This is a genomic window from Sphaerochaeta sp. UBA5836 (assembly GCF_002432845.1).
Taxonomy (GTDB): Bacteria; Spirochaetota; Spirochaetia; order Sphaerochaetales; family Sphaerochaetaceae; genus Sphaerochaeta.
The window spans coordinates 17,278-38,142 of the sequence record NZ_DJGW01000110.1; the positions used below are offsets into that span (position 1 = coordinate 17,278).

Sequence of the window (20,865 nt, forward strand, 5' to 3'; positions counted from 1 at the left end):
TTCTACAGGTGCAGATCGTACTCTGCAATTTTGTTGATGAGTGTGCGGCGGCTGATGCCCAACTCCTCGGCGGCACGGGTTCGGTTTCCCTCCCAACGGTGCAGTGCACGAATGATGGCATCGATTTCCACATCCTTGAGGCTTTTTGCCTCGGCATCGGACAGCTTGGGTTCCTCCTTGGACTGGGTGTGCAGGGAGACCGAACCCCTCAGGTCAAGGTCGTCACTCTGGATCTCATCCCCGCTGCTGAAAATGACAGCCCTTTCCAGAATGTTCTCCAACTCGCGGACGTTGCCGTAAAACTCATGGCTGCACAGCAGGGCCAAGGCATCAGCGGAAAAACCAGTGACTTTATGCCCCATCTGCCGATTGAGCCGCTTCAGGATTCCTGCCGCCAGCAACGGGATGTCTTCGTGCCGCTCACGCAGGGGTGGAATGACTATGCGCACGACGTTGAGACGGTAAAACAGGTCCTCGCGGAAGACACCATCGCGGACACGCTGTTCCAAATCCTTGTTGGTAGCGGCAATAATGCGGGCATTGATCGGCATGGCGGCGGTTCCGCCAAGCCTGGTGATTTTCCGGTCCTGCAGCACACGCAGGATCTTTACCTGCAGAGAGAGCGGCATATCGCCGATCTCATCGAGAAAAAGTGTGCCTCCGCTGGCCAATTCGAACATACCGGTCTTGCGCGAAACCGCACCGGTAAACGCTCCTTTCTCATACCCGAAAAGCTCGCTTTCCAGAAGGTTCTCGGGCACCCCGCCGATATTGATGGCCACAAAGGGGCCATCCTTCACAGGACTGGAAGCATGGATCTCACGGGCAACCACTTCTTTTCCGGTGCCGCTTTCACCGGTGATCAGGACGGTGGAGTTGGTATCAGAAATCTTGCCGATTACCTCCTTGATCCGCTTGATCGAGGAGCTCTCGCCGACAAAAATCTGTTTGTCCTCATCGGTGTTGTTCCTCGTCTCGCTCTCCACCAGGTTGCGCAGATGCTGGGCTTCCACCAATTTTTTGAGACGAATCACCAATTCTTCAGGGTCGAAGGGCTTTACGATATAGTCCTGGGCTCCTTCCTTGAGTGCTGAAACCGCATCACTGATCTCTCCGTGCGCACTGACCATGATGATCGGCATGCGAAAGCCTTCACTGCGGATCCAGCTGATCAAGGAAAGCCCGTCCATGCCGGGCATTTTCAAATCAACCAGGCAGGCATCATAGGCAACTTCTGAAAGCATGCGCTGGGCGGACAGTCCATTTTCTGCACAATCACTTTCAATGCCGTCCAGACTCAGGTAGCGATGCATCAAGTCGCGAATATTTGGTTCATCATCCACTATCAGTATCTTCATTTCACTTCCTCTTCGACCAGCTTCACCGGATGGAGCGACCGTGGAAGGATGACCTCTGCCACGGTACCGCCTCCTTCGCGGGCGTACAAGCGTATATTTCCGCCCCGGGCCTTTACAAATTGCCGACTGATGGATAGGCCTATGCCTGAACCATGAATCTTTGTGGTAAAGAAGGGATCGAATATTTTCTTTGCATCACCGAGACGGATTCCATCCCCCCGGTCCATGACAAAAACATGTACGAAATTTTTTTTATCAGTAGTGATGCGCACCTCTACCTGGGGATCGTGATCGTTGGAGCTCTCGACAGCGTTCTTGAGCAGATTCTCAAATATTGAACGAGCCCGGTCGCTGTCAATCACTATCTGAACCCGTTGTTCGCTGACAAACCGTATCGGCTTGTCAAAGCATTTGATCAGGGAGGTAAACAGCTCAGTCAAGTCTACAGAAACAGGCGTTCCTATCGGGTTGCGCAAGAAGTCACTGACTTTATTGGTCAACTGGGTGAGCCGCTGTACTTCCTGCTCGATCAACAGCAAATCCCCGGCATGCTGCTTGGGAAGCGTCTTCTTCAGCAAAGCCAACTGAATGGTGATGGCGCTCAGTGGATTCTTTATCTCATGCGTCAAGGTACGGGCTGCCTGCCCGAGATTCACCAGACTCTCCTGCTTGGTCAAGGCATCCCGGTACCGGCGGTTGTTGCGATAGATGCTGAGTACCAACAGGAACAAGCTGATAAGCGTTAACGTGGAAATGATTCCGATCACCGTAATCACCACGAGGCGGTGATGATAGCTCTGCCCATCAAAATGGAGGTAGAGAACATCGGGAAAATCGATGGGTGTGGGCAGCAGCCCGCTCTCGGTCAGGGTGAGCTCCCCGGTATCGAGGAGGATGGTGAGCCGGCTGAAACGGATGTACTCGATCATCCCCGTCTCACGGTTGTAGGTGGCTATTCCTGTATTGGGATTACTCTTGTTCAAGGAATCATGCGAAGTGGAAAACCTATCAAGGGGGATGGTCATGGGCACGTTGCCGAGGCTGAGAACCTTGCGACCCATGGAACTGTACACGCCAATACCGGAGATATTCTCGTCCTGCATGGTTTTCAGTGCTTTGGAGGTACTATCCTGCAGAGCAAGAAACACTGAGTTGAAAGCCCGTTCAGCCTCGCTTTGCATGCGAAGCTGCTCTCGTTCCACAAGTGCAGTGGTGAGAAAAATTACGAGTGCAATGAGTACGACGAAAGCAAATGCAAGGCTGGTTATGACAATGAAAGGTTCCTTTGCATCCACAATCATCCATCGAGTTCGTTTAGCTTTCAACCGTACATCTCCCACCCATGTTATTCATAATTGAGGGCGTCGATCGGGTCGAGCCGGGAGGCCTTCATCGCAGGATACCACCCGAAAAAGACACCGACAAACATGGAAAAGCCCATTGCAAGTATGAACGAGGCGTAGGATAAATGCAACGACCAATCCATCAGGTTGGTCACCGCATAGCTGAGCAGCGAGCCCAACGCAACACCAAGCAGGCCGCCGAGAATCGTCAAGGTGAGAGCCTCTACGATGAACTGTCCGCGAATCACACTGGGACTTGCCCCGAGAGCCTTGCGGATGCCGATTTCCTTCGTGCGCTCTGCAACGGAGACAAGCATGATGTTCATGATTCCGATGCCTCCGACCAGCAGGCTGATCGCTGCTATGGCTGCAAGGAAGGCACTGAAGGTTCCCGTAATCTGGTCGGCCATTTCAGCAAGCGAAGCCGGGCTGAAAAGGTTGTATCCGTCGGTACCGACTATGCCGTCCAAATATTCGGTAACCCTGTCGGAAACCTCAATGGTGTCATACCCTTCCTGCACTTTTACCACATACGCTCCTACTCCGCTGGTTCTGAGAAATCTCTGACCATAGGTATTGTAGGGAATAAAGACAGTGTTGTCGTAGGAGAGGTTGAAGGTTGCGTCCTTCGATTCAAGCACCCCGACGACCAAATAACTTTTTGCCTGGTTGCGGAACAGACTCACATACTGACCCAAGGCTTGTTGGTCAGGGAACAACGTTTCTGCAACCGTCGAGCCCAGCACTACGACCTGTCGGCGGTTGATGTTGTCCATATCGCTGAAAAACGAACCTTCGGCGTATTCAAGATTCAATACCGATCCGTAGTCGGAAAGCACCCCGGCAACCGATGCGTTCATGGATTCCTTTCCGTACCGGACACGGGCACTGCTGTTGTTTTGCGGCAGAACGGTCTGCAGTCCTTCAACATCGCGGATGAGCATATCGGAGAACTCCTCGTTGAAAGTTCCTGTAGTACGTTGTCCGTAGGAGGGATAGATGGTAATCATGTCCAAGCCGCCGACGGCGATGCTCTCGGTAATGCTCTGCGAAGCACTCTGGCCGATGGTGAGGATGGCGACCACCGAGGCGACACCGATGACGATGCCCAGCAGGGAAAGGGCCGTTCTCATTTTGCTGCCGCGCATTGCATTGAATGCCAGCTTGATATTTTCGATCAGCATGCTACTCCTCCAACCTTCCGTCGCGGATACGGATCTGTCGATGGCAACGCATGCCCAGCTCACGGTCATGGGTGACAAAAATTACCGTGCGCCCTTCGCTGTTCAGTTCCTCAAAGAGCTCCATGATCTGATTGCCTGTTTTGGTATCCAATGCGCCGGTCGGTTCATCAGCCAAAAGAATCGTCGGGTCGTTCACCAATGCCCGGGCAATGGCTACTCTTTGCTTCTGCCCTCCGGAAAGCTCATTCGGCCGATGATGGAGTCGGTCGGCCAAACCCACCCGCTCCAATGCATCCAGGGCTTTCTGCTTGCGTTCACGAACCGACATTCCTGCATAGAGCAAGGGAACAATGACGTTGTCCAGTGCAGTGAGTTTACCCAACAGGTTGAACTGTTGAAACACAAAACCGACCTTCCGGTTCCTGATGTAGGCAAGTTCGGTTTCGTTGAGACCGGCGGTGTTTTCACCATCGATGTCGATCAGGCCGCTGGTCGGGGTGTCGAGGCATCCGATGAGATTCATCATCGTAGACTTGCCGCTGCCCGAGGGCCCCATGATCGAGGAGAAATCCCCGCGCTTGATGTCAACCGATACCCCGTCGAGGGCTTTTACTACAAACTCCCCCATCACGTAGTACCGCCTGACATCCTGCAGTCGTATTACACTTTCAGCCATATTAGAATACCCTCATTCCAGGACCACCGCCGGCACCACCACCAATGGCGGAGAAGGCACCTGCAGTAGTATCGGTGCGCCTGATGATTACCGTATCCCCTACTTTCAAATCACCGTTGAGCAACTGGCTGATGCCTTCACCCAAATACTTGACCGTCACAGGAACCATGACAGTGCTTCCATCGGCAAGCTTCTTGGTTACCGTGCTGCCGCCGCGGGTGGTGGTTACAGCACTCTGGGGCAGCAGGATAAGCTTTGTCTCGCCTTCGCTGGTGATCGAACCTTCGAAGGTATATCCGGGAGCGATGGAAACAGGGGGATCGGCGATGGTCAGTTCCACATCCATGACCCCGATGCCCTGATTGGTATATCGCCCAAGCATGGGAATGTAGGAGACCTCTGCATCGATGGAGGACTCTGAATAGGAATCAAAATAGAGAACAGCCTTCTGCCCAAGTTTCACATACTGCATGTCGATTTCATCGATTTCGACTGTTGCCTTCAACCGGGAGCGGTCGATGATGGTCATAGCCGACGACCCTGCTTCAAAATAGTCTCCGACACTCACATTGACCTCTGCCACAACCCCATCGAAGTTGGCTATAGCCTTGGTGTAGTCGAGGCGGTTCATCGCCGATTTCAGGCGCAACTCCGTCAGTTCCAACTCCCTTTGGCTGCCGGTAAGCTGGATTCGCTCCAACTCTGCCTGCAAATTTGCAACCTCGTATAACTGGCTGGTGTTGTCCAGTGCGATAAGGACGTCACCCTTCTTGACCCGATCACCCTCTTTTACATAGACATCGGTGACGGCTCCTGCGGCCCGGAGGATGACCTTCTGGATTTCAATCGGTTCCACATACCCCGACAAATCGATGGTGGTGGAGAAGACATTCTCATAGACTTTGGCTTCTACTTCTTTCACAGCCGAGACCTGCTCTTTCTCTTGGGCCCAGGGGAATCGATTGTTTTCTTTGTAAAAGGTGTAGACATACAGCCCGAAGACGATAAGGGCAAGAATTACAAAGGTGGTGATGAGGCGCTTGACGCGCTGCCTGCGCAGTTTCTTGCGAAGTTGGTTTCTTACTTGGTGTTCGGTATTGAGCTCGTTCGAGGTATCGTGCATGGAATCAGTTCTCCCTTAGATTTGCAGAGCGCGGATTTGATTTTCAAGTTTCAAGCCATCCAACAAGATAGAGGACAGCGTATATGCGTCAATTTCAACATTAAAGGCAGCATCATCGACATCCGCCTTGGTGGCAAGACCCTTCTCAAACAGTGTTTGTTGTTGCTTCAACAGTGCCAGATTATAGTCCATCGACTGTCTGTGCAAGGCATGCGTCATCTTCCAAGCTGCAATATTGCTTTCCAATGTTGCTGCATTCTGCAAATACTCATTCAGCGCAGTCTGATAGGCTAATTCGGCGATAAGGACTTCATTTTCCAACTTCTGCAAGGTCAGGGCATCGCTGGCAAGAGTCTTGTTGTTGTTCCAGGAGCCGGAAACGGAGAGAGAAGGGGAAAATGAACCCGTATCAAAATTATAAGTCCCATTAACGCCACCGGAAAGAGAGAACTGTTTGGCATCGATAGCAGCAGAAGCCTGGACACTCATGGAATTCGTACGTTCTAGTCCTGCGCCAGCTGGAACAATACCACTTGTCTGGGTAGTCTTCACTCTCCCGTTCAAAACAAGGCTCTTATTGGTAAACTCAGCCTTCTTCAATGCAAGCTCTTCCTTTGCCAAGTCCAAGGCAAGGGACTTTAGCAGTACACTGCTGTTGCCCATGGGGTTGGAGGTGAATGAAAGATTCGGTTCGGGAATCGCTTCCACGCCTTCCCAGGCAAACCCGGCCAGCAGGGAAAACTGGCGAAGCAGCAACTCCCTGGTCGACTGGAGGTTTGCCAGCGTTGCTTCCTTCACCTTGATCGCCTGCTCTTGCGCCTGGTAGGCAAGGCTATCGCTGCGGATCAACTTCAAAGAAAGATTCTGCTGCAAACTGGTCTGCAAGTCTGCCAGGTCCTTTTCAGTCTGTTTGATCGATTTCTCATTCTCCAACAGGGAATCTATCTGTGAATACAAACTGGTAGTGAAATTCAACTTGCTCGAGTCATAGGTGCTGAGGGCAAGAACCTCAGTCTGGCGGTTGAGCAGCGACTTTTGGTTGTCGGCCGTATAGCCGTAGGTAAGGGTATGGCTTGCAGAAACACTTGGAGAGATTGAAGAATAGGAATATGGAGCATCTACACCCATGGCACCGGTTGAAACATTGATCGTTGTTTTCCCGTCATTCGGAAGTGTGAAGGCGACGTTCGTACCTGACGTAGAAAAAAAATAGTTCCCTGAGTTGTACGTTGCAGTGACCTCTCCACTGCCAACAGCAATTCCCAGCTCATCCTCAACCTGGTTGAGGCCGACAGTGAGCAAAGCCTTCTGCTTGGAGTACTCCAAGTCCTTCATGTTGGTACTTTCAGCCAAGGCTTGGGTTATCAAGTCCTGGAGAGGAATGGCTGTCAGGGGAACGGTTGCGGCAAGTACCAAACAGAGTACTGCCAAACGTCTTTGGTTATGCATATGAATCTCTCTACGCTCCTCGTAATATTCAAATAACTACCACACTATCGTACATTAGGAAGCCAGACGGCAACGGCTACGGGGCCAACTCCACATAAACTACAAAAGTCTTTGCCCGCCATCGACACAGAGGTCTACGCCTGTAACAAATGAAGAACGGAGAAGATACGAAACAGCCTGACAAACATCATCCACCGTTCCTGTGGACTTGAGTGGTAGCTGTTGCTGCATCTTTGCAAAATACGCATCATCCCCATTGCTCAGTACCAAACCCGGGGAGACGGCATTCACGCGAAGCGTGGGGCCGAGGGCCGCGGCGAGGGCCTTGGTCTGATAGGCAAGAGCTCCCTTGGCACAGTAGTAGGCCGGCCGGGACGCAGTAGGCGATGAGAGCTTTGCATCGAGCATATTGACAACCGAACCCTTCGCCGAGCGAGCCTTGAGATGGTGATACAACGCTTTTGTCAGGAAGAACGGTGCACTGCTGTGCACGGCCATGACCTGCTCGAACAAGGCGAAATCCGTTTCGTCCATCGTCCGTGAAGGAAAGAGAGATGCATTGTTTATCAGTTGATCGACTTGGCCGAAAGCCTGCACGGCCTGGCTGAACAAGTGATCAAGATGGACCTGGTGACGTAAGTCACCTTGGACATATGCACTTTCAAAGCCCTGCAATGCAAGTTCCTCAACTACATACTGCGCTTCTTTGACGCTTTCATTGCAATGAATTACTACCCGATATCCGGATGCAGCCAAAGATAGAGCCAATGCCCTTCCCAAACGTTTGGCCCCTCCGGTGATAAGCACAACATCTTTGTTACTCATAGACTTATTACTATACCGGCCTTGTTGCCGATTGGCAATTACGGCAGTATACTTGAAGGCAGGAGCAACATTCGAAACTCCTTACAAGGAACCATACACATGAGCAAAGACAATAAGAGTGAGAAAGATTGGAAAGACACTTTTAAAAAGAAACTCAACATAGAACCGGGGGTCCACGTCAATGAATCCGGGGGAAAAGACAAGAAGAAATTCACCTTCTCCTTTTGGTATTTCTTCATTATCTTCCTGCTGTTTCTTGCCCTGAACACTTACATGGTATCGAGGCAGACGAATGTATACTCGGTGGACTACTCCCAATTCAAATCCCTGATCGAAAAGGGAACCATCAAACGTGTCGCGATAGAGGAAGAACGCTATATCGGCTACCCCTTTGCCAAGGAACAGGTTGTGACCGACCTGCGTTCGCTTGCAACCGACCCAAATGCAGCAAGCTTGCTGCAATCCTTCAGCACCTACAAGGTCGAAGACCCTTCCTTCATTCCCTTCCTTGAAGAGCAAGGTGTTGAGTTCTATGCAGTACCGCCCGCAAAGCCGAGCATTCTATCCACCTTGCTCAGCTATGCGTTCCCGTTCATATTCATTATGCTCATCTGGCGCTTCCTATTCTCCAAAATGGGAGGTCAAGGCGGCCCGGGGGTACTCTCCTTCAACCAGAATAAAGCAAAGATTGTCGCCGAAGGAGATACCGGAGTTCGCTTTGCCGACGTGGCCGGGGCCGATGAAAGCAAGTATGAGCTGGAGGAAGTTGTCGACTTTCTCAAGAACCCTGACAAGTATACCGAGATCGGGGGAAAGATTCCCAAGGGAGTATTGCTGGTAGGTCCTCCAGGAACCGGAAAAACCCTGCTGGCCAAGGCTGTTGCCGGTGAGTCCGGTGTCCCGTTCTTCAAGATGAGTGGTGCCGACTTTGTCGAAATGTTCGTCGGTGTGGGAGCTGCACGGGTGCGTGACCTTTTCCGTCAGGCGCGTGAGAACTCTCCCTGCATCATCTTCATTGATGAAATTGATGCCATCGGCCGCTCGCGGGTATCGGCGGGAATCGGCGGAAACGATGAACGCGAACAGACGCTGAACCAGTTGTTGGTTGAAATGGATGGTTTCGACTCCAGAACCGGTGTCATCATCCTCGCAGCCACCAACCGACCTGAAATCCTCGACCCGGCCTTGCTCAGACCAGGACGCTTTGACCGACAGGTCCTGATCGACAAACCGGACTTGGAAGGGCGGTATGCCATTTTGAAGATACATACCCGCAACATCAAGCTCGGCGACGACGTCGATCTTCGCAAGATCGCCCAAAGTGCTGCAGGCCTGGCCGGTGCCGACCTTGCCAACATAGCCAACGAGGCCGCCTTGATGGCGGTCCGGCAGAAGCGGAAGCAGGTAATGCAGGCCGACTTTGAGGAAGCAATCGAGAAGTCGGTGGCAGGCCTTGAGCGCAAGAGCAGGCTGCTCAACGCCAAGGAGCGTGAACGGGTTGCATACCATGAAACCGGGCATGCCCTGACCGCTTACATGACAGAAGGAGCCGAGCCGGTAAGCAAGATTTCCATCATCCCCAGAGGAATGGGAGCTCTTGGCTATACCTTGCAGTACCCCACCGAAGACCGGTTCCTGCTCAGTCAGAGCGAGCTCTTGTGCAACATCGACACCCTGCTTGGCGGTCGTGCCGCCGAGGAAGTCATTTTCCAGGAGATTTCCACCGGGGCGGGAAATGATATTTCCAGAGCCAGCGACCTGGTTCGTCGCATGATTACCGAATTCGGTATGAGTGAACGATACAGGAACATCACCCTTCCTACGACCCAGAGCGGTATCGCCGGGGTGAGTGGTGCACGCGAGTACTCGGAGAAAGCCCAGGAATACATCGACACCGAGACGGCACGCATCGTCAATGAACGGTATCAGCTTGTAAAGGCCAACCTTGAGAAGAACCGCAAGGCTCTCGAGGTAATCACTGCAAAATTGCTGGAGAATGAAGTAATTAATGGAACAGAGTTCCAAGCTCTTGCAAAAAGTGAGGTCATTGTCTAATCTGCTTCCGTATGATTAAGAAAAAGATTGAAGATAGAGACTTACAAGAACACCTTGCCGCCCTAAGCGATGATGGGCGCGAGGTGTTTCTTTTGCATAACGACCAAATACGCGTTACTGCAATAGCGGCAACCAAGCTCATAAACCAAATGCGCGCCAACCATGATTTGGGCTTGCTGGAAACCTACGTGCTGGGTCAGGCCTACCTTGCCGGGGCTCTGCTCAGCGCCACGGTAAAAGGAAATGACCGCATCCAGCTGAATATTGAGTGCGGAGGCCCCATCGGAGGGGTATTCGTAGAGTCGTGGGCTGTGGGTGCTGTGCGAGGATACCTCAAGCATAACCCCATCCCGCTGAAGGAGAGCCTGAAAAGTCTCGATTTGAACGAGCTGTACGGGCCGGGTTTCCTTTCCATTTCCAAAATCCTGGAAGGGCGCAAGACTCCGTTCACCGGCCAAACCATGATGGCCTACGGCGACCTCGCCAAAGACCTGGCTCTTCACTACCAGCAGTCGGAACAAACTCCCACCATGTTCGTCCTCTCCCTGCATTTTGACAAGCAAGGGCGGGTTACCGGCAGCGGGGCTCTCTTTTTGCAGGTAATGCCTGGATGCAACGAAGGCGTATTGGCTGAACTAGATGAACTTTCCACCAAATTACCCTCGATCGGGACTTGGCTCGCAGAGGGAAAAACCATCCGGGCCTATGTAGAACAGCAGTTCCAAGCCTATCAGGTTCGCCACTTGGCAAGCCAGTTCATAGCGTTCTCCTGCCCTTGTACCCGAGAGCAGTACACCCGGTACCTGCAGCAATTGAACAAGGAGGAACAGAAGGACATTCTTGCGAACGGCCCCTTCCCCTTGGAGGTGGTTTGCGTGAATTGCAACACCCACTACCACTATGAACGTTTCGAGTTGGAACACCTGCTCTCTGAAGCAGGAGGAGTTGCCGAATGATTTTTTTCGCCACATCAGCCCTGTACATGAACGACATCATCGAGGAAGAGGCAAGAGCAGCAGGGGCTACCGATATCAGGACGATCAGCGGAGGGGTTGAATTCTCAGCCGACCTTGCTGCGGCCTACCGATTCTGTCTCTGGTCGCGTACAGCAACCAGAGTACTGCTCGGCTTGTTCGAGGATGAAGACATCCTCGATGCAGACGAATTGTACGAAGCGTCCGCCCAGATACCCTGGGAGGACTGGGTCAATCCCAACATCACCTTCTCGGTCACCGAGACAGTGAAGAACTGTCCGTACATGAAGAACTCCCACTTTGCCGCAATCCGTCTCAAGGATGCCATCGTCGATCGCATCCGTTCCAAATTCGACGGTGAAAGGCCCTTGGTGGATACGGAGAACAGCGATGTGGTCTTCCATCTGCATATCGACGGCGATAAAGTCGCCTGGTATGTGGATTTTTCCGGCCGTGGCCTTCACCGGCGTGGGTATCGGGTCGCCCAAACCGATGCTGTGCTCAGCGAGTACCTCACCTGCTCGGTCATCTACCGCAGTGAATGGCGGAAAACCTTGGAAAAAGGCGAAGGCGTACCGATGCTGCTCGATCCCTTCTGCGGCTCGGGAACCATTGCCATTGAAGCTGCCCTCTGGGCTGCAGACAGGGCACCCGGTCTGGTAAGCGCCCGGCGGTTCAACTTCTTCAACCTGCCCATCCATGACCCCGATGTCTATGAGGAAGTGGTCGATGAAGCGATGGAACGAGCGGAAAAAGCCAAAGAGCGCACCATCGAAATCCACGCATGGGACAACGACCCCAAGGCGGTGGCGATCAGCAAAAAACATGCCGAGCTCGCCAAGGTCGACCACCTGATCAAGTTTCAGGTCAAGGACTTTCGTACCATAACCGAAGCAGACGTTCCGGCAGGTGTGGGATACATCATCACCGACCCTCCCTACGGGCTGAGAATGGAGAGCGACACGTCCTTGGAAGTCCTCTACCGCCAGATTGGCAAACAGATCAGTACGCTGTTCGGCGGCTGGAATGTAGCGATTCTTTGCGGTCAGCAGGAGCTTCTCAGCCATGTCGACATGAAGCCCGATCGCACCAATACCGTCAACAACGGCGGTGTCACGTGCCAAATTGCCCATTACTATGTATTCACCGCCGAGGAGCGTCAGCAGATGATCGAGCGGGCGATTGAACGCAAGAAGGAACGGCTTGCGCAGCCTCTCGGCGATGGCGCCCGGATGGCGTACAACCGCTTGGTGAAGAACCTGGCCAACCTCAAACCAATCATGCAGCAGCAGGGCGTAAGCTGTTATCGCATCTACGATGCCGATATGCCCGAGTACAGTGCCGCCATCGACCTGTATGAGGATCGCTACATCAGCCTGCAGGAGTACGCCCCGCCGGAGACGATCGATCCAGAGGACGCCCTCAGGCGCCTTGGGGAGCTTATCGATGCCACCGAGCGGGCAACCGGCATCGACCGCGAGCAAATCTATGTCAGGCAGCGAACCCAGCAGAAGGGAGAGAAACAGTACGAAAAGATGGCCAGCACCGACAAGTTCTACATCATCAATGAGAACGGGGTGAAATATCTGGTCAACTTCACCGACTATCTCGATACAGGAATATTCCTCGACCACCGGCCCATCCGCAAGCAGATTGCCGAAATGTCGGAAGGCAAACGTTTCCTCAACCTCTTCTGTTACACCGGTACGGCAACCGTCCAAGCGGCAAAGGGAGGGGCTTTGAGCACAGTCAGTGTCGATGCATCCGCAACCTACCTGGATTGGGCGATGAAGAACATGCAGCTCAACGGATATACCGAGATGAACCACTTCTTCTATCGCAGTGACTGCCTTGAGTTCCTCTTCGATACGTATGACCGCTACGATTTGATCTTCTGCGACCCCCCGACGTTCTCCAACGGAAAGGGACGGGCGAGCTTCGATGTAGACCGGGACCAAGTCAGGTTGATCAAGGCTTGCATGATGCACCTTGACCCGAAAGGCACGTTGATCTTCAGCTGCAACTACCGCAAATTCCGCCTTGATGAGCGGTTGCTTGAAGAATTTGATGTCCAGGACATCACACCAAGCACCATCGCAGAGGATTTTGCACGCGACCAGAAAATTCACTATACCTTCTTGATCAAGCATCGAACCGTCGTCACAAGCAAAGACACGAAACCAACGATCAAGGTGGTGCGCAAGAAATAACCGAGAGAGGCTCCCGCAAGGGAGCTTCCTTTTACTCTTCACTCGTGCTAGAGTCTCGCTATGCAAGAAGCAACCCTCACCTGCCCCCACTGCCAACACGCAGGAAAGCACGAACTGCATCCGTTTTTGGATCTGAACAAGCATCCCAAGCAGAAGCTGGCCATACTCACGGACTCTCTCTTTACCGTGAACTGCCCATCATGCGCAAAACAGTTCACCGTTCTGCATGAACTGCTGGTCGTCGATGAGAAACAACACATCGGCCTTCTTCTGGCTCCCCAATCGGAAGTACGGGAACTGGATGGGGATGGTATCGGCAGGCAAGGATTGCAATCCTACACCCTGCGCTTGGTCTCAACAGCTGCAGGCTTGAAGGAAAAAATCCTGCTGCTGGACAGCAACCTTGACGACCGAACCATCGAGCTGTGCAAGCTCTATCTGACCATGTATCTACAAAAGCCGGATGCCCAGCTCTATTTTGCCGAATATCAGACGCAAACAGACAAGCTGCTCTTCTCTGTTCTTGACGGCAATGGAGCTTTGGAGGGCTCGATCGAGTGTGAGGATGAGTTGTATGAACAGCTGCTCCAGACTGCACAACAGTTTCCCATAAAACCGGGGTTCTTCACTGCAGTCGATCAGAGATGGGCGTACGAGCACATCAGAAACAGCGCTGACCGGTAACCTTTTTACACGTGTCGCACTGGTAGCAGATCTCATGCTCCATCACATCTCCTGAGGCGAAGGATTGTATGCTGCCCAACGTGGTCTGGGCGATATTATGCAGTGCTTCCTTGGTCAGGAAAGCCTGGTGGCTGGTCACCAGCACGTTGGGCATGGAGATGAGGAGCATCAGCACATCGTCATCGAGAATGGTGGTGCTTCGATCCTCATAGAAGACCTCGCCTTCCTCCTCGTAGACATCCAGCGCCGCCGCCCCGATCTTCTTGCTTTTGATACCTTCCAGCAAAGCCTGGCTCTCCACAAGGGCGCCTCTGGAGGTGTTGATCAGAACAACGCCGTCCTTCATCAGGGAGATGGTGTTGCGATTGATGAGGTGGAACGACTGTTCAGTCAGCGGGCAATGCAGGCTGATGATGTCCGACTGCCTGCAAAGCTCCTCAAAACTACAGTAGGTCACCTCGAGCTTCGGATCCGGATAAGGGTCGTAGGCAAGCACATGCATCCCGAACCCTTTGCAGATATCGATGAACACCTTTCCAATTTTTCCCGTACCCACCACCCCGATGGTTTTCCCATGAAGGTCGAATCCGACCAAACCATTGAGACTGAAATTGAATTCACGGGTCCGTACATAACTGTGATGGGTTTGTCGTACCACGCTCAACAGCAGTGCCATCGCGTGCTCTGCTACAGCATAGGGCGAGTAAGCCGGAACCCTGACGATGTGGATTTTCCCGAAGGCTGCCTTGAAATCGATATTGTTGTATCCGGCGCAACGCATGGCCAGCAGGCGTACCCCGCCCTCATACAACTCGTTGATCACAGCTTCGGTGATGGTATCGTTGACAAAAGCGCACGCAACCTCATAGCCTGCTGCCAGGGAAGCGGTGCGTTCGTTCAGTTTTGATTCGAAATAGGTTATTTCTACGCCATATTCACCAGATAACCGGTCAAACCAGACCTTGTCATACGGCTTGGTGTCAAAAAATGCAACGCGTGTCACTGGCGGTACTCCTTGTACTAAATGACGACTTCTTCCAGAACGTCGATCAGGAGTTGGTAATCTCCATCAATGGCGCTGATATCGGCTTCCAACAGTCGATCGGCATCGACGAGTGACCAATCAATATCGTACCCGGCATTCATGGTGAGTTGATAGAAAAACAATCGCGCAGCCCTTCCATTCCCATCCCTGAAGGGATGCAACGCCTCAACCTCTCCCATATAGAAAGCAAGGTCGTTGATGAAGGTTTCACGGTCGAGACCGACGAGGTACCGATCCTTTCTGAGACGGGTGAAAATATCCTCTGCAGCGCTGTCGATGTACTCCGGACTGCAGAATACGGTTCGTTTTGCAGCAACGGTTGTGCGGCTCATTCCTGCTGAAGGATAGACATCGCCGAACATCCGTTCATGAATTGACTTGAGGTAGTCGAAGTCATAGGTGTTCTGCACAGTCTCTGTCAGCATTTCAGCTGTGCGGATGTTTGCCATGTATGCCTCCACCCTTCTGAGCTTGGCCCTCTCCTTGATGGAAAAATAGTTGACCAATGAGGAAGTATGAGGATAGAAGGACAGTTCATCTTGAGGAGGTACATATTCTGTAGAAAGAGAATGGCTGTCAATGTAGGCCTGAATCAGCTCGTCTGCATTCGCATCCCCTTCAAGCACACCGCGTATTGCCTGCTCCTCTTCTTCGGAAAACTCAAAACCTTCTGCTTCATGATTGAACTTGATATAGTCGATGCATGCTTGCACTCGGCCTGCTTTCATAAAAACACTAACCATCCTTTTACCTGTACCAGGCAAGTGATGCAGATGATCTTACACCTGCAAAAACAAGAAACTGTTATACCAACTTATTCTATGATAGCCATACCAAAGAAGTGAGGTCAAGGCACTGTGAGAAAAAAGAGCCCATCACTGGGCTCTTTTCTATGATGAATGAGCAACCCTGTCAGAAGGAGAAGCCCATGTAGACGGTTCCTTCCGCAAATTGAGGTGCACTTGAAAGATCCCCTTCACTGAGGATGAATCCATACTTGCCGCTTACACCCATGCTGAAGCTCTTGTTGAACTTGTACTCAAGGGCTGCCTTTGCAAAGGCTCCATAGAGCATTGAGTCTCCATCAGTCGTAGCCAAGGACGAACCATAGGTGAAGAACCCGCCGACTCCAAGGTCGAAGGCTACCTTGCCGAACTCCATGTTCAGCATCGGCGCGACCGAGATGGTCAAGGCATGGTCAAGATTGCCGAATGCAGTAGCAAAATCGAATTTGAAGACGTCCTGGACTGCAGTGCGCCAACCATAGGTGGATACCTTGTAGGGAGAATACATCAAATCGACATCAACACCCAAACCCAGAGACTTGTTGAAGGTCATCAGGTTGTTCAACTGCAGACCGACTCCGGCTTGGAGGTTAAACCTGCCGTAGGAAGGAAGTGCAGGATCTTGCCAATTGAGTGTTCCACCCAGACTGATGGTGGTGTAGTACCTGCTCTCGTCTTTAGCCTTGGGCGGTTCTCCAGGCTCGACAGGGGCGGCAACCGGCTCAGGCTGGGCCGCAACCACTGCTTCGGGTGCCGGTTCAACCGGCTCGGCTGCTTGTTCAGCAACCATGACCGGCTCTTCTGCAATCGGAGCAATCTCTTCGCTCGCAATCACCTCTTCGGTTACGGGAACTACTTCTTCAGCCACTGCAACCACTTCTTCGGTTACAGGTGCAAATTCCTCGGCAACAGGAAGAATCTCTTCTTCAACAGGAAGCGCAATCTCCTGTGCAGATGCCACCACCGGCATCTCTTCCGCTACAGGGGCGGCTGTTTCAGGCTCAGCAACAACAACCGGTTCTTCGGCAATGACGGGCATCTCCTCGATTGCAGGGAACATCGGCTCGGCTACAGAGATTGCACTGTCACTGAAATGGATGCCGTCGTAGGACTGCTGCAGATACAGAGTGTGTGCGATGGTCCCATCCAAACCACGTTCGGTATGGCTTGTGACAGATGAATCGACAACTGTCCATTTGTCATCGTCCTCGCCGTTGACCTGATACCTGAATGTCGTGACCATCGGATCTTCAAGCAACCACTCCCAGGTCACTACAACAGGGACAGCGAACAATACGGCAGGTAACAAGACCAAAGCTGCCAATAAAGCAATGAATTTCATTCTCATAATGCATAACTCCTATACATAGCCCAAAACAAGGCGAACATCAAATTCTTGTCTGCGGTCGTTACATCCATCATACACTTCTCATCAGATTATAACAAGCAAATGTGCTTGGTGTCACTCCAAATCTCGACCTATTGTCATACCTTTTGGATATCGATAGGCTGGTCGGTATGAACACAATTACCTCTATTGCAGTATTCTGTGGAAGCAGCGAAGGGACCAAATCCATCTACCGGGAAACGGCCAGGGAATTGGGATTGGCGATGTATAAAAGGCAGACCACGCTTATATATGGAGGTGGAAACCGAGGCCTCATGGGCATTGTTGCAGAGAGCCTTCACAGCCAAGGTGGCAGAGTAATCGGAGTAATTCCCGAAGCGTTGCACCGCAGTGACATTTGCCGGCATTCAGTCGAAGAACAGTTGATCGTGGTCCAGACAATGCATGAACGCAAGGCAACCATGTACAAACTTGCTGATGCATTCGTGGCATTGCCCGGAGGCATCGGCACCTTCGAAGAGATATTGGAAGTCTACACATGGCTGCAATTGGGCTACCACGCAAAACCGGTTGCCCTGCTCAACACAGCCGGCTTCTACGACTGTCTGCTCACATTTCTTCAGCACAGTGTGCAGGAAGGCTTTCTCAAGCCCGATCATCTTAAGGCCCTCATTGTGGAGTCGGACATCGAAAAACTCTTTGAGAGGCTCACACTCTTTGAAAGCAGGCTCAGTGACAAGCTGTAGAAAAACCAGCAGAGAAGGACTATGCTTATTCCATGACCAAACGCCATTATCATATGCTGGAACTCTTCTACATCACGACAGGGTCGTTTCTCACGGCCTTGGGAATCGCTCTCTTCTCTTCTCCGGCAAAAATCGCCAGTGGAGGGGTAAGTGGTATCGCCATCATCCTGTACCACACCATCAAGCTGGATACCGGCCTATCCATTTTCATCCTCTCTGTTCCCCTCTTTCTCCTTGGAGTGGCCATCTTTGGCAAGCAATACGGGATCAAATCCTTGGCAGGAACCATATTGCTCTCCCTTTTCACCTCCCTCATCAATGCATGGGCGGGGTATGACGGGGTTCTGGACTACTCCAATCCCCTTTCCATTCTGCTCTCGGCGATTTCGGGCGGTGTCTTGATGGGGTTGGGCGTAGGCCTCGTCTTGCGCAGCGGCGCCAACACCGGGGGAACCGACATCCTGGCACAGATAGTGGCACGATTCACGCCGCTGTCCACAGGCACCTCCTTATTCCTCGTCGATGCCTTCATCATCGCCGCAAGCGCCTTCATATTCTCACTGGAAATGGCACTCTATGCTACGATCACCGTTTACATCGTCGGACTGACCATCGACAAGGTCGTGCTTTCCTTCGGCACCCGTTCGGCAAAAACCGTGTTCATCATCAGCGACAAGCACAAGGAAATTGAACAAGAAATCCTCAAGGAGTTGGGACACGGCGGAACAATTCTCTATGGCAGCGGCATGTATACCGGTTTCGACCGTCCGGTCATCATGACTGTGGTTTCCAACAACAAACTCGGAGCGCTGACCAATATCGTCCACCGACACGACAAGTATGCCTTCATGATAGTCCAGGAAGCATACAAAGTCCTCGGTGAGGGGTTCACCCCCATCGAGGAAGCTGCTTGGGCCGGACTTTCCGATGTGACGCAAAAGCAGAAAAAACAGCCTTGATCAATACTTCCAAAGCTTCTCAGGATAGTAGCCGCTTCGAATTTTCTTGGCCAACTGCTCCTTCACGTTCTCCCGGTCCTCGCTATAGGTCATACCAAACCAGCTCTCCTGGGTGGTATAGAAGCGAATCTTTCCCTCATTCTTCGTGACGATGTTGCTGGCCCCGTTGGGCAGGTAGCACTCTGCTTTCTCATCACGAATATTTTTCTGGATGAAAGCATCCCAATATGAGGAAAAGCTCTCGAAGGCGGAAGGGGCGAACCCGAAGAAGTTCATGGAAACCCACTCCTTGCCGGTCAAGTGGAGATCACCGCTCTCCCGATGGCTCACCACCTGTTCGCCCACATACCCGATCTTCGTATGTTCCTCCATATCGATCAGGTATCCATCCTTCACATTGCAGATGGCCCGACTGACCGTCCCGCTCCTGCTCATCGTATGATCGAGCACATACCCCACCATGGCATGCTCGCGGCTGCCCTGCTTTAGCGAACCAAGATGTTGGGCAAGGATGAAGAAGGATTCCCGTCCATAGTAGTCATCTGCATTGATGACGGCAAACGGCTCCTTGATTGCATCCTTGGCACAGAGGACAGCATGAATGGTACCCCAAGGCTTCTTGCGGTTGCAAGAAAGCTGCTTCTGCTCTTCAGTAAGCAAGGAATCCTTGTTCTGAAAAAGATAGGAAGCATCCATATTCTGTGCAATCCGGTCGAACAGACGCTCGCGGAAATCCTTTTCGATGTCCTTGCGAATCATGAAAATCACTTTCTCAAAACCGCTTTTCTTTGCGTCGTATACCCCGAAATCGAGAAGGGTTTCCCCATGAGCACCCACGCTGTCTATCTGTTTGATCCCGCCGTAGCGGCTACCCATACCGGCTGCCAATACCAATAGTGTCGGTTTCATCTACCTCTCCTCTTCTTCTAGTTATACAATCATTCTAATCCTGCATGTTCGCCTAGTCAAACGAACAAAGTATGGAAAAACCATAAACCATGGAGTATGCTACGCACATGAATAATCAAGCATGGTATTCCCAAGTCATCAGTTTCTGCCACTCGTCGGCTCACTGCAAAGAGTGTCCGTTCTACTTGCTCAACGACAAAGACGAGCAATTCATCGATTCAGTACACCCGTGCTTTGCCAGCAAGGAAACCTTGGTTGCCTTGGAGACCTGGCTTGCTGAAAGCAGAGAGGAAGCAAGTTGTCGTGAAACTGAGCATGAAGATGACAATCAGTGGTTGAAAGACCTGTTGAAAGTGCAGTTCCATGAGGATGACGACGAAGACGATTTCTTTTCCGACGAGGAGTTTATCTAGAGCACTTCGATACTGAGTTGGATGGCGGCCGAATACCATCCGGTTGCATACAAGTCGGGATCAAAATCAGGAATCTCCGCCAGAATTTCACCGCTCTCATAGAGAATCGCCTGATTGTTGCCATACACGCCGCGTACCCCGAGATCTTTTTCCATCGCCTGGCGGCCGGAGACACTCACAGAGCCGGAGATACCGCTGCTGACGCGGACAATAAAAGGAATCACGGAGAGTTGGCTTGGGAGCAAGGGCTCGTTTTGATCCAAGACGAATGCAAATTGGTCCTGATCGCCAAATTCACCCGGACGGATTGCCATGCGAAATTGAGAAACCGCATTATTGGAAACCAACGTGTAGGAACCTACCTGCACAATGCTGTTTCTGCTCTCTGCAAGATTGAAATTCAAGGCAGCCAGGTTTTGCTGAACCCGAAAAATCTCCTGGACGGGCATCTGGCCGCGCACCTCGACATTGGTGAACGGCAAAGGTGAAGCAATGAGGGGGAATGCACAAAAGACCGATGCTGCAATAAACAGGAATGCTCGCTGTACTGATTTCTTCAATCTGTGTTCCTTCATACTGATTCCCTTCTAAAGAGAAGTGTAATTAGAGAAGAAACAAGTGTCAAGAGTTGAGGATGTTGAAATTGTCCAGAACAAAGACTCACAAGTAAATAAAATATATTTTACTATACTATATTGTTTTATCTATGTCTTCTCTCGTGTCATAGGATTTCCTGCTTCTCCCCTTGACACAGCCAAGCTCTCTGCCGTACGATGACA

At 51.9% G+C, this 20,865-nt stretch carries 19 protein-coding genes; 7 read left to right on the plus strand and 12 right to left on the minus strand.

What is annotated here, in order from left to right:
• Window positions 1-2 precede the first annotated feature (2 nt).
• The 7 genes from B3F49_RS11050 to B3F49_RS11080 form a co-directional block, all read right to left on the minus strand.
• Entirely contained in the window at window positions 3-1,358 is a 1,356-nt protein-coding gene (locus B3F49_RS11050; RefSeq protein ID WP_293894392.1) for a sigma-54-dependent transcriptional regulator, read from the minus strand.
• Entirely contained in the window at window positions 1,355-2,683 is a 1,329-nt protein-coding gene (locus tag B3F49_RS11055) for a sensor histidine kinase (protein WP_293894390.1), read from the minus strand. The genes B3F49_RS11050 and B3F49_RS11055 overlap by 4 nt, the downstream gene beginning before the upstream one ends.
• A 20-nt stretch (window positions 2,684-2,703) precedes the next feature.
• Window positions 2,704-3,885: an ABC transporter permease gene (locus tag B3F49_RS11060; protein WP_293911068.1), complete on the minus strand. Its 1,182-nt coding sequence runs from the start codon at window positions 3,883-3,885 to the stop codon at window positions 2,704-2,706.
• 1 nt (window position 3,886) lies between these two features.
• On the minus strand, window positions 3,887-4,561 hold the full coding sequence (locus tag B3F49_RS11065) for an ABC transporter ATP-binding protein (protein WP_293911071.1): 675 nt from the start codon (window positions 4,559-4,561) through the stop codon (window positions 3,887-3,889).
• Window position 4,562: 1 nt separating this feature from the next.
• Entirely contained in the window at window positions 4,563-5,684 is a 1,122-nt protein-coding gene (locus tag B3F49_RS11070) for an HlyD family efflux transporter periplasmic adaptor subunit (protein ID WP_293911073.1), read from the minus strand.
• A 15-nt stretch (window positions 5,685-5,699) separates the two neighbouring features.
• Window positions 5,700-7,133 carry a TolC family protein gene (locus B3F49_RS11075; protein WP_293911076.1) on the minus strand — a complete coding sequence of 478 codons (1,434 nt, stop codon included), beginning with the start codon at window positions 7,131-7,133 and terminating at the stop codon, window positions 5,700-5,702.
• Window positions 7,134-7,232: 99 nt separating this feature from the next.
• Window positions 7,233-7,958, minus strand: coding sequence for an SDR family oxidoreductase (locus B3F49_RS11080; RefSeq protein WP_293911079.1), 726 nt, complete (start codon window positions 7,956-7,958; stop codon window positions 7,233-7,235).
• Between the two features lie 99 nt (window positions 7,959-8,057).
• On the opposite strand from B3F49_RS11080, the gene ftsH reads away from it, so the two are divergent.
• From ftsH to B3F49_RS11100, 4 genes are read left to right on the plus strand one after another with little or no spacing between them, the layout of a single operon-like run.
• Complete coding sequence (gene ftsH, locus B3F49_RS11085; RefSeq protein ID WP_293894373.1) at window positions 8,058-10,013, plus strand: ATP-dependent zinc metalloprotease FtsH; 1,956 nt, start codon at window positions 8,058-8,060, stop codon at window positions 10,011-10,013.
• A gap of 11 nt (window positions 10,014-10,024) precedes the next feature.
• Complete coding sequence (locus B3F49_RS11090) at window positions 10,025-10,969, plus strand: Hsp33 family molecular chaperone HslO (protein ID WP_293894370.1); 945 nt, start codon at window positions 10,025-10,027, stop codon at window positions 10,967-10,969.
• Window positions 10,966-13,197: a bifunctional 23S rRNA (guanine(2069)-N(7))-methyltransferase RlmK/23S rRNA (guanine(2445)-N(2))-methyltransferase RlmL gene (rlmKL, locus tag B3F49_RS11095; RefSeq protein WP_293894367.1), complete on the plus strand. Its 2,232-nt coding sequence runs from the start codon at window positions 10,966-10,968 to the stop codon at window positions 13,195-13,197. The genes B3F49_RS11090 and rlmKL overlap by 4 nt, the downstream gene beginning before the upstream one ends.
• A gap of 60 nt (window positions 13,198-13,257) precedes the next feature.
• Window positions 13,258-13,881, plus strand: a complete 624-nt coding sequence (locus tag B3F49_RS11100) for a CpXC domain-containing protein (protein WP_293894364.1) — start codon at window positions 13,258-13,260, stop codon at window positions 13,879-13,881.
• Here the strand turns inward: B3F49_RS11100 and B3F49_RS11105 are convergent.
• The 3 genes from B3F49_RS11105 to B3F49_RS11115 all read right to left on the minus strand — a co-directional run bounded on the left by B3F49_RS11105 (window position 13,859) and on the right by B3F49_RS11115 (window position 17,059).
• Window positions 13,859-14,884 (minus strand): 2-hydroxyacid dehydrogenase, encoded by a 1,026-nt coding sequence (locus tag B3F49_RS11105; RefSeq protein WP_293894361.1) that lies wholly within the window; start codon window positions 14,882-14,884, stop codon window positions 13,859-13,861. The two genes, B3F49_RS11100 and B3F49_RS11105, sit on opposite strands and share 23 nt — an antisense overlap.
• A gap of 17 nt (window positions 14,885-14,901) precedes the next feature.
• The gene (locus B3F49_RS11110; protein WP_293911081.1) at window positions 14,902-15,654 is read right to left on the minus strand and encodes a Fic/DOC family protein; all 753 of its coding nucleotides are present in this window, start codon (window positions 15,652-15,654) and stop codon (window positions 14,902-14,904) included.
• A 184-nt stretch (window positions 15,655-15,838) separates the two neighbouring features.
• Window positions 15,839-17,059, minus strand: coding sequence for a hypothetical protein (locus B3F49_RS11115; RefSeq protein ID WP_293911083.1), 1,221 nt, complete (start codon window positions 17,057-17,059; stop codon window positions 15,839-15,841).
• A 170-nt stretch (window positions 17,060-17,229) separates the two neighbouring features.
• Here B3F49_RS11115 and B3F49_RS11120 point away from each other — a divergent pair, with 170 nt between their 5' ends.
• On the plus strand, window positions 17,230-17,805 hold the full coding sequence (locus tag B3F49_RS11120; RefSeq protein WP_293911085.1) for a TIGR00730 family Rossman fold protein: 576 nt from the start codon (window positions 17,230-17,232) through the stop codon (window positions 17,803-17,805).
• A 32-nt stretch (window positions 17,806-17,837) separates the two neighbouring features.
• Window positions 17,838-18,764 (plus strand): YitT family protein, encoded by a 927-nt coding sequence (locus B3F49_RS11125; protein WP_293911087.1) that lies wholly within the window; start codon window positions 17,838-17,840, stop codon window positions 18,762-18,764.
• Here the strand turns inward: B3F49_RS11125 and B3F49_RS11130 are convergent, their stop codons facing one another.
• Window positions 18,765-19,673, minus strand: coding sequence for a nucleotidyltransferase family protein (locus B3F49_RS11130; RefSeq protein ID WP_293911090.1), 909 nt, complete (start codon window positions 19,671-19,673; stop codon window positions 18,765-18,767).
• 107 nt (window positions 19,674-19,780) lie between these two features.
• Here B3F49_RS11130 and B3F49_RS11135 point away from each other — a divergent pair, with 107 nt between their 5' ends.
• The gene (locus B3F49_RS11135) at window positions 19,781-20,086 is read left to right on the plus strand and encodes a hypothetical protein (protein ID WP_293891240.1); all 306 of its coding nucleotides are present in this window, start codon (window positions 19,781-19,783) and stop codon (window positions 20,084-20,086) included.
• Here B3F49_RS11135 and B3F49_RS11140 read toward each other — a convergent pair.
• Window positions 20,083-20,661, minus strand: coding sequence for a hypothetical protein (locus tag B3F49_RS11140; protein ID WP_293911092.1), 579 nt, complete (start codon window positions 20,659-20,661; stop codon window positions 20,083-20,085). The genes B3F49_RS11135 and B3F49_RS11140 overlap by 4 nt on opposite strands.
• Window positions 20,662-20,865: the final 204 nt, after the last annotated feature.

What these genes read in the sequence shown, in the direction of transcription:
- B3F49_RS11100 (WP_293894364.1), top strand. Translation starts at nt 13,258, where the DNA reads ATGCAAGAAGCAACCCTCACCTGCCCCCACTGCCAACACGCAGGAAAG.
- ftsH (WP_293894373.1), top strand. Translation starts at nt 8,058, where the DNA reads ATGAGCAAAGACAATAAGAGTGAGAAAGATTGGAAAGACACTTTTAAA.
- B3F49_RS11065 (WP_293911071.1), bottom strand. Translation starts at nt 4,561, where the DNA reads ATGGCTGAAAGTGTAATACGACTGCAGGATGTCAGGCGGTACTACGTG.
- B3F49_RS11090 (WP_293894370.1), top strand. Translation starts at nt 10,025, where the DNA reads ATGATTAAGAAAAAGATTGAAGATAGAGACTTACAAGAACACCTTGCC.
- B3F49_RS11115 (WP_293911083.1), bottom strand. Translation starts at nt 17,059, where the DNA reads ATGAGAATGAAATTCATTGCTTTATTGGCAGCTTTGGTCTTGTTACCT.
- B3F49_RS11130 (WP_293911090.1), bottom strand. Translation starts at nt 19,673, where the DNA reads ATGAAACCGACACTATTGGTATTGGCAGCCGGTATGGGTAGCCGCTAC.
- rlmKL (WP_293894367.1), top strand. Translation starts at nt 10,966, where the DNA reads ATGATTTTTTTCGCCACATCAGCCCTGTACATGAACGACATCATCGAG.
- B3F49_RS11135 (WP_293891240.1), top strand. Translation starts at nt 19,781, where the DNA reads ATGAATAATCAAGCATGGTATTCCCAAGTCATCAGTTTCTGCCACTCG.
- B3F49_RS11050 (WP_293894392.1), bottom strand. Translation starts at nt 1,358, where the DNA reads ATGAAGATACTGATAGTGGATGATGAACCAAATATTCGCGACTTGATG.
- B3F49_RS11140 (WP_293911092.1), bottom strand. Translation starts at nt 20,661, where the DNA reads ATGAAGGAACACAGATTGAAGAAATCAGTACAGCGAGCATTCCTGTTT.
- B3F49_RS11080 (WP_293911079.1), bottom strand. Translation starts at nt 7,958, where the DNA reads ATGAGTAACAAAGATGTTGTGCTTATCACCGGAGGGGCCAAACGTTTG.
- B3F49_RS11075 (WP_293911076.1), bottom strand. Translation starts at nt 7,133, where the DNA reads ATGCATAACCAAAGACGTTTGGCAGTACTCTGTTTGGTACTTGCCGCA.
- B3F49_RS11110 (WP_293911081.1), bottom strand. Translation starts at nt 15,654, where the DNA reads ATGAAAGCAGGCCGAGTGCAAGCATGCATCGACTATATCAAGTTCAAT.
- B3F49_RS11060 (WP_293911068.1), bottom strand. Translation starts at nt 3,885, where the DNA reads ATGCTGATCGAAAATATCAAGCTGGCATTCAATGCAATGCGCGGCAGC.
- B3F49_RS11120 (WP_293911085.1), top strand. Translation starts at nt 17,230, where the DNA reads ATGAACACAATTACCTCTATTGCAGTATTCTGTGGAAGCAGCGAAGGG.
- B3F49_RS11070 (WP_293911073.1), bottom strand. Translation starts at nt 5,684, where the DNA reads ATGCACGATACCTCGAACGAGCTCAATACCGAACACCAAGTAAGAAAC.
- B3F49_RS11125 (WP_293911087.1), top strand. Translation starts at nt 17,838, where the DNA reads ATGACCAAACGCCATTATCATATGCTGGAACTCTTCTACATCACGACA.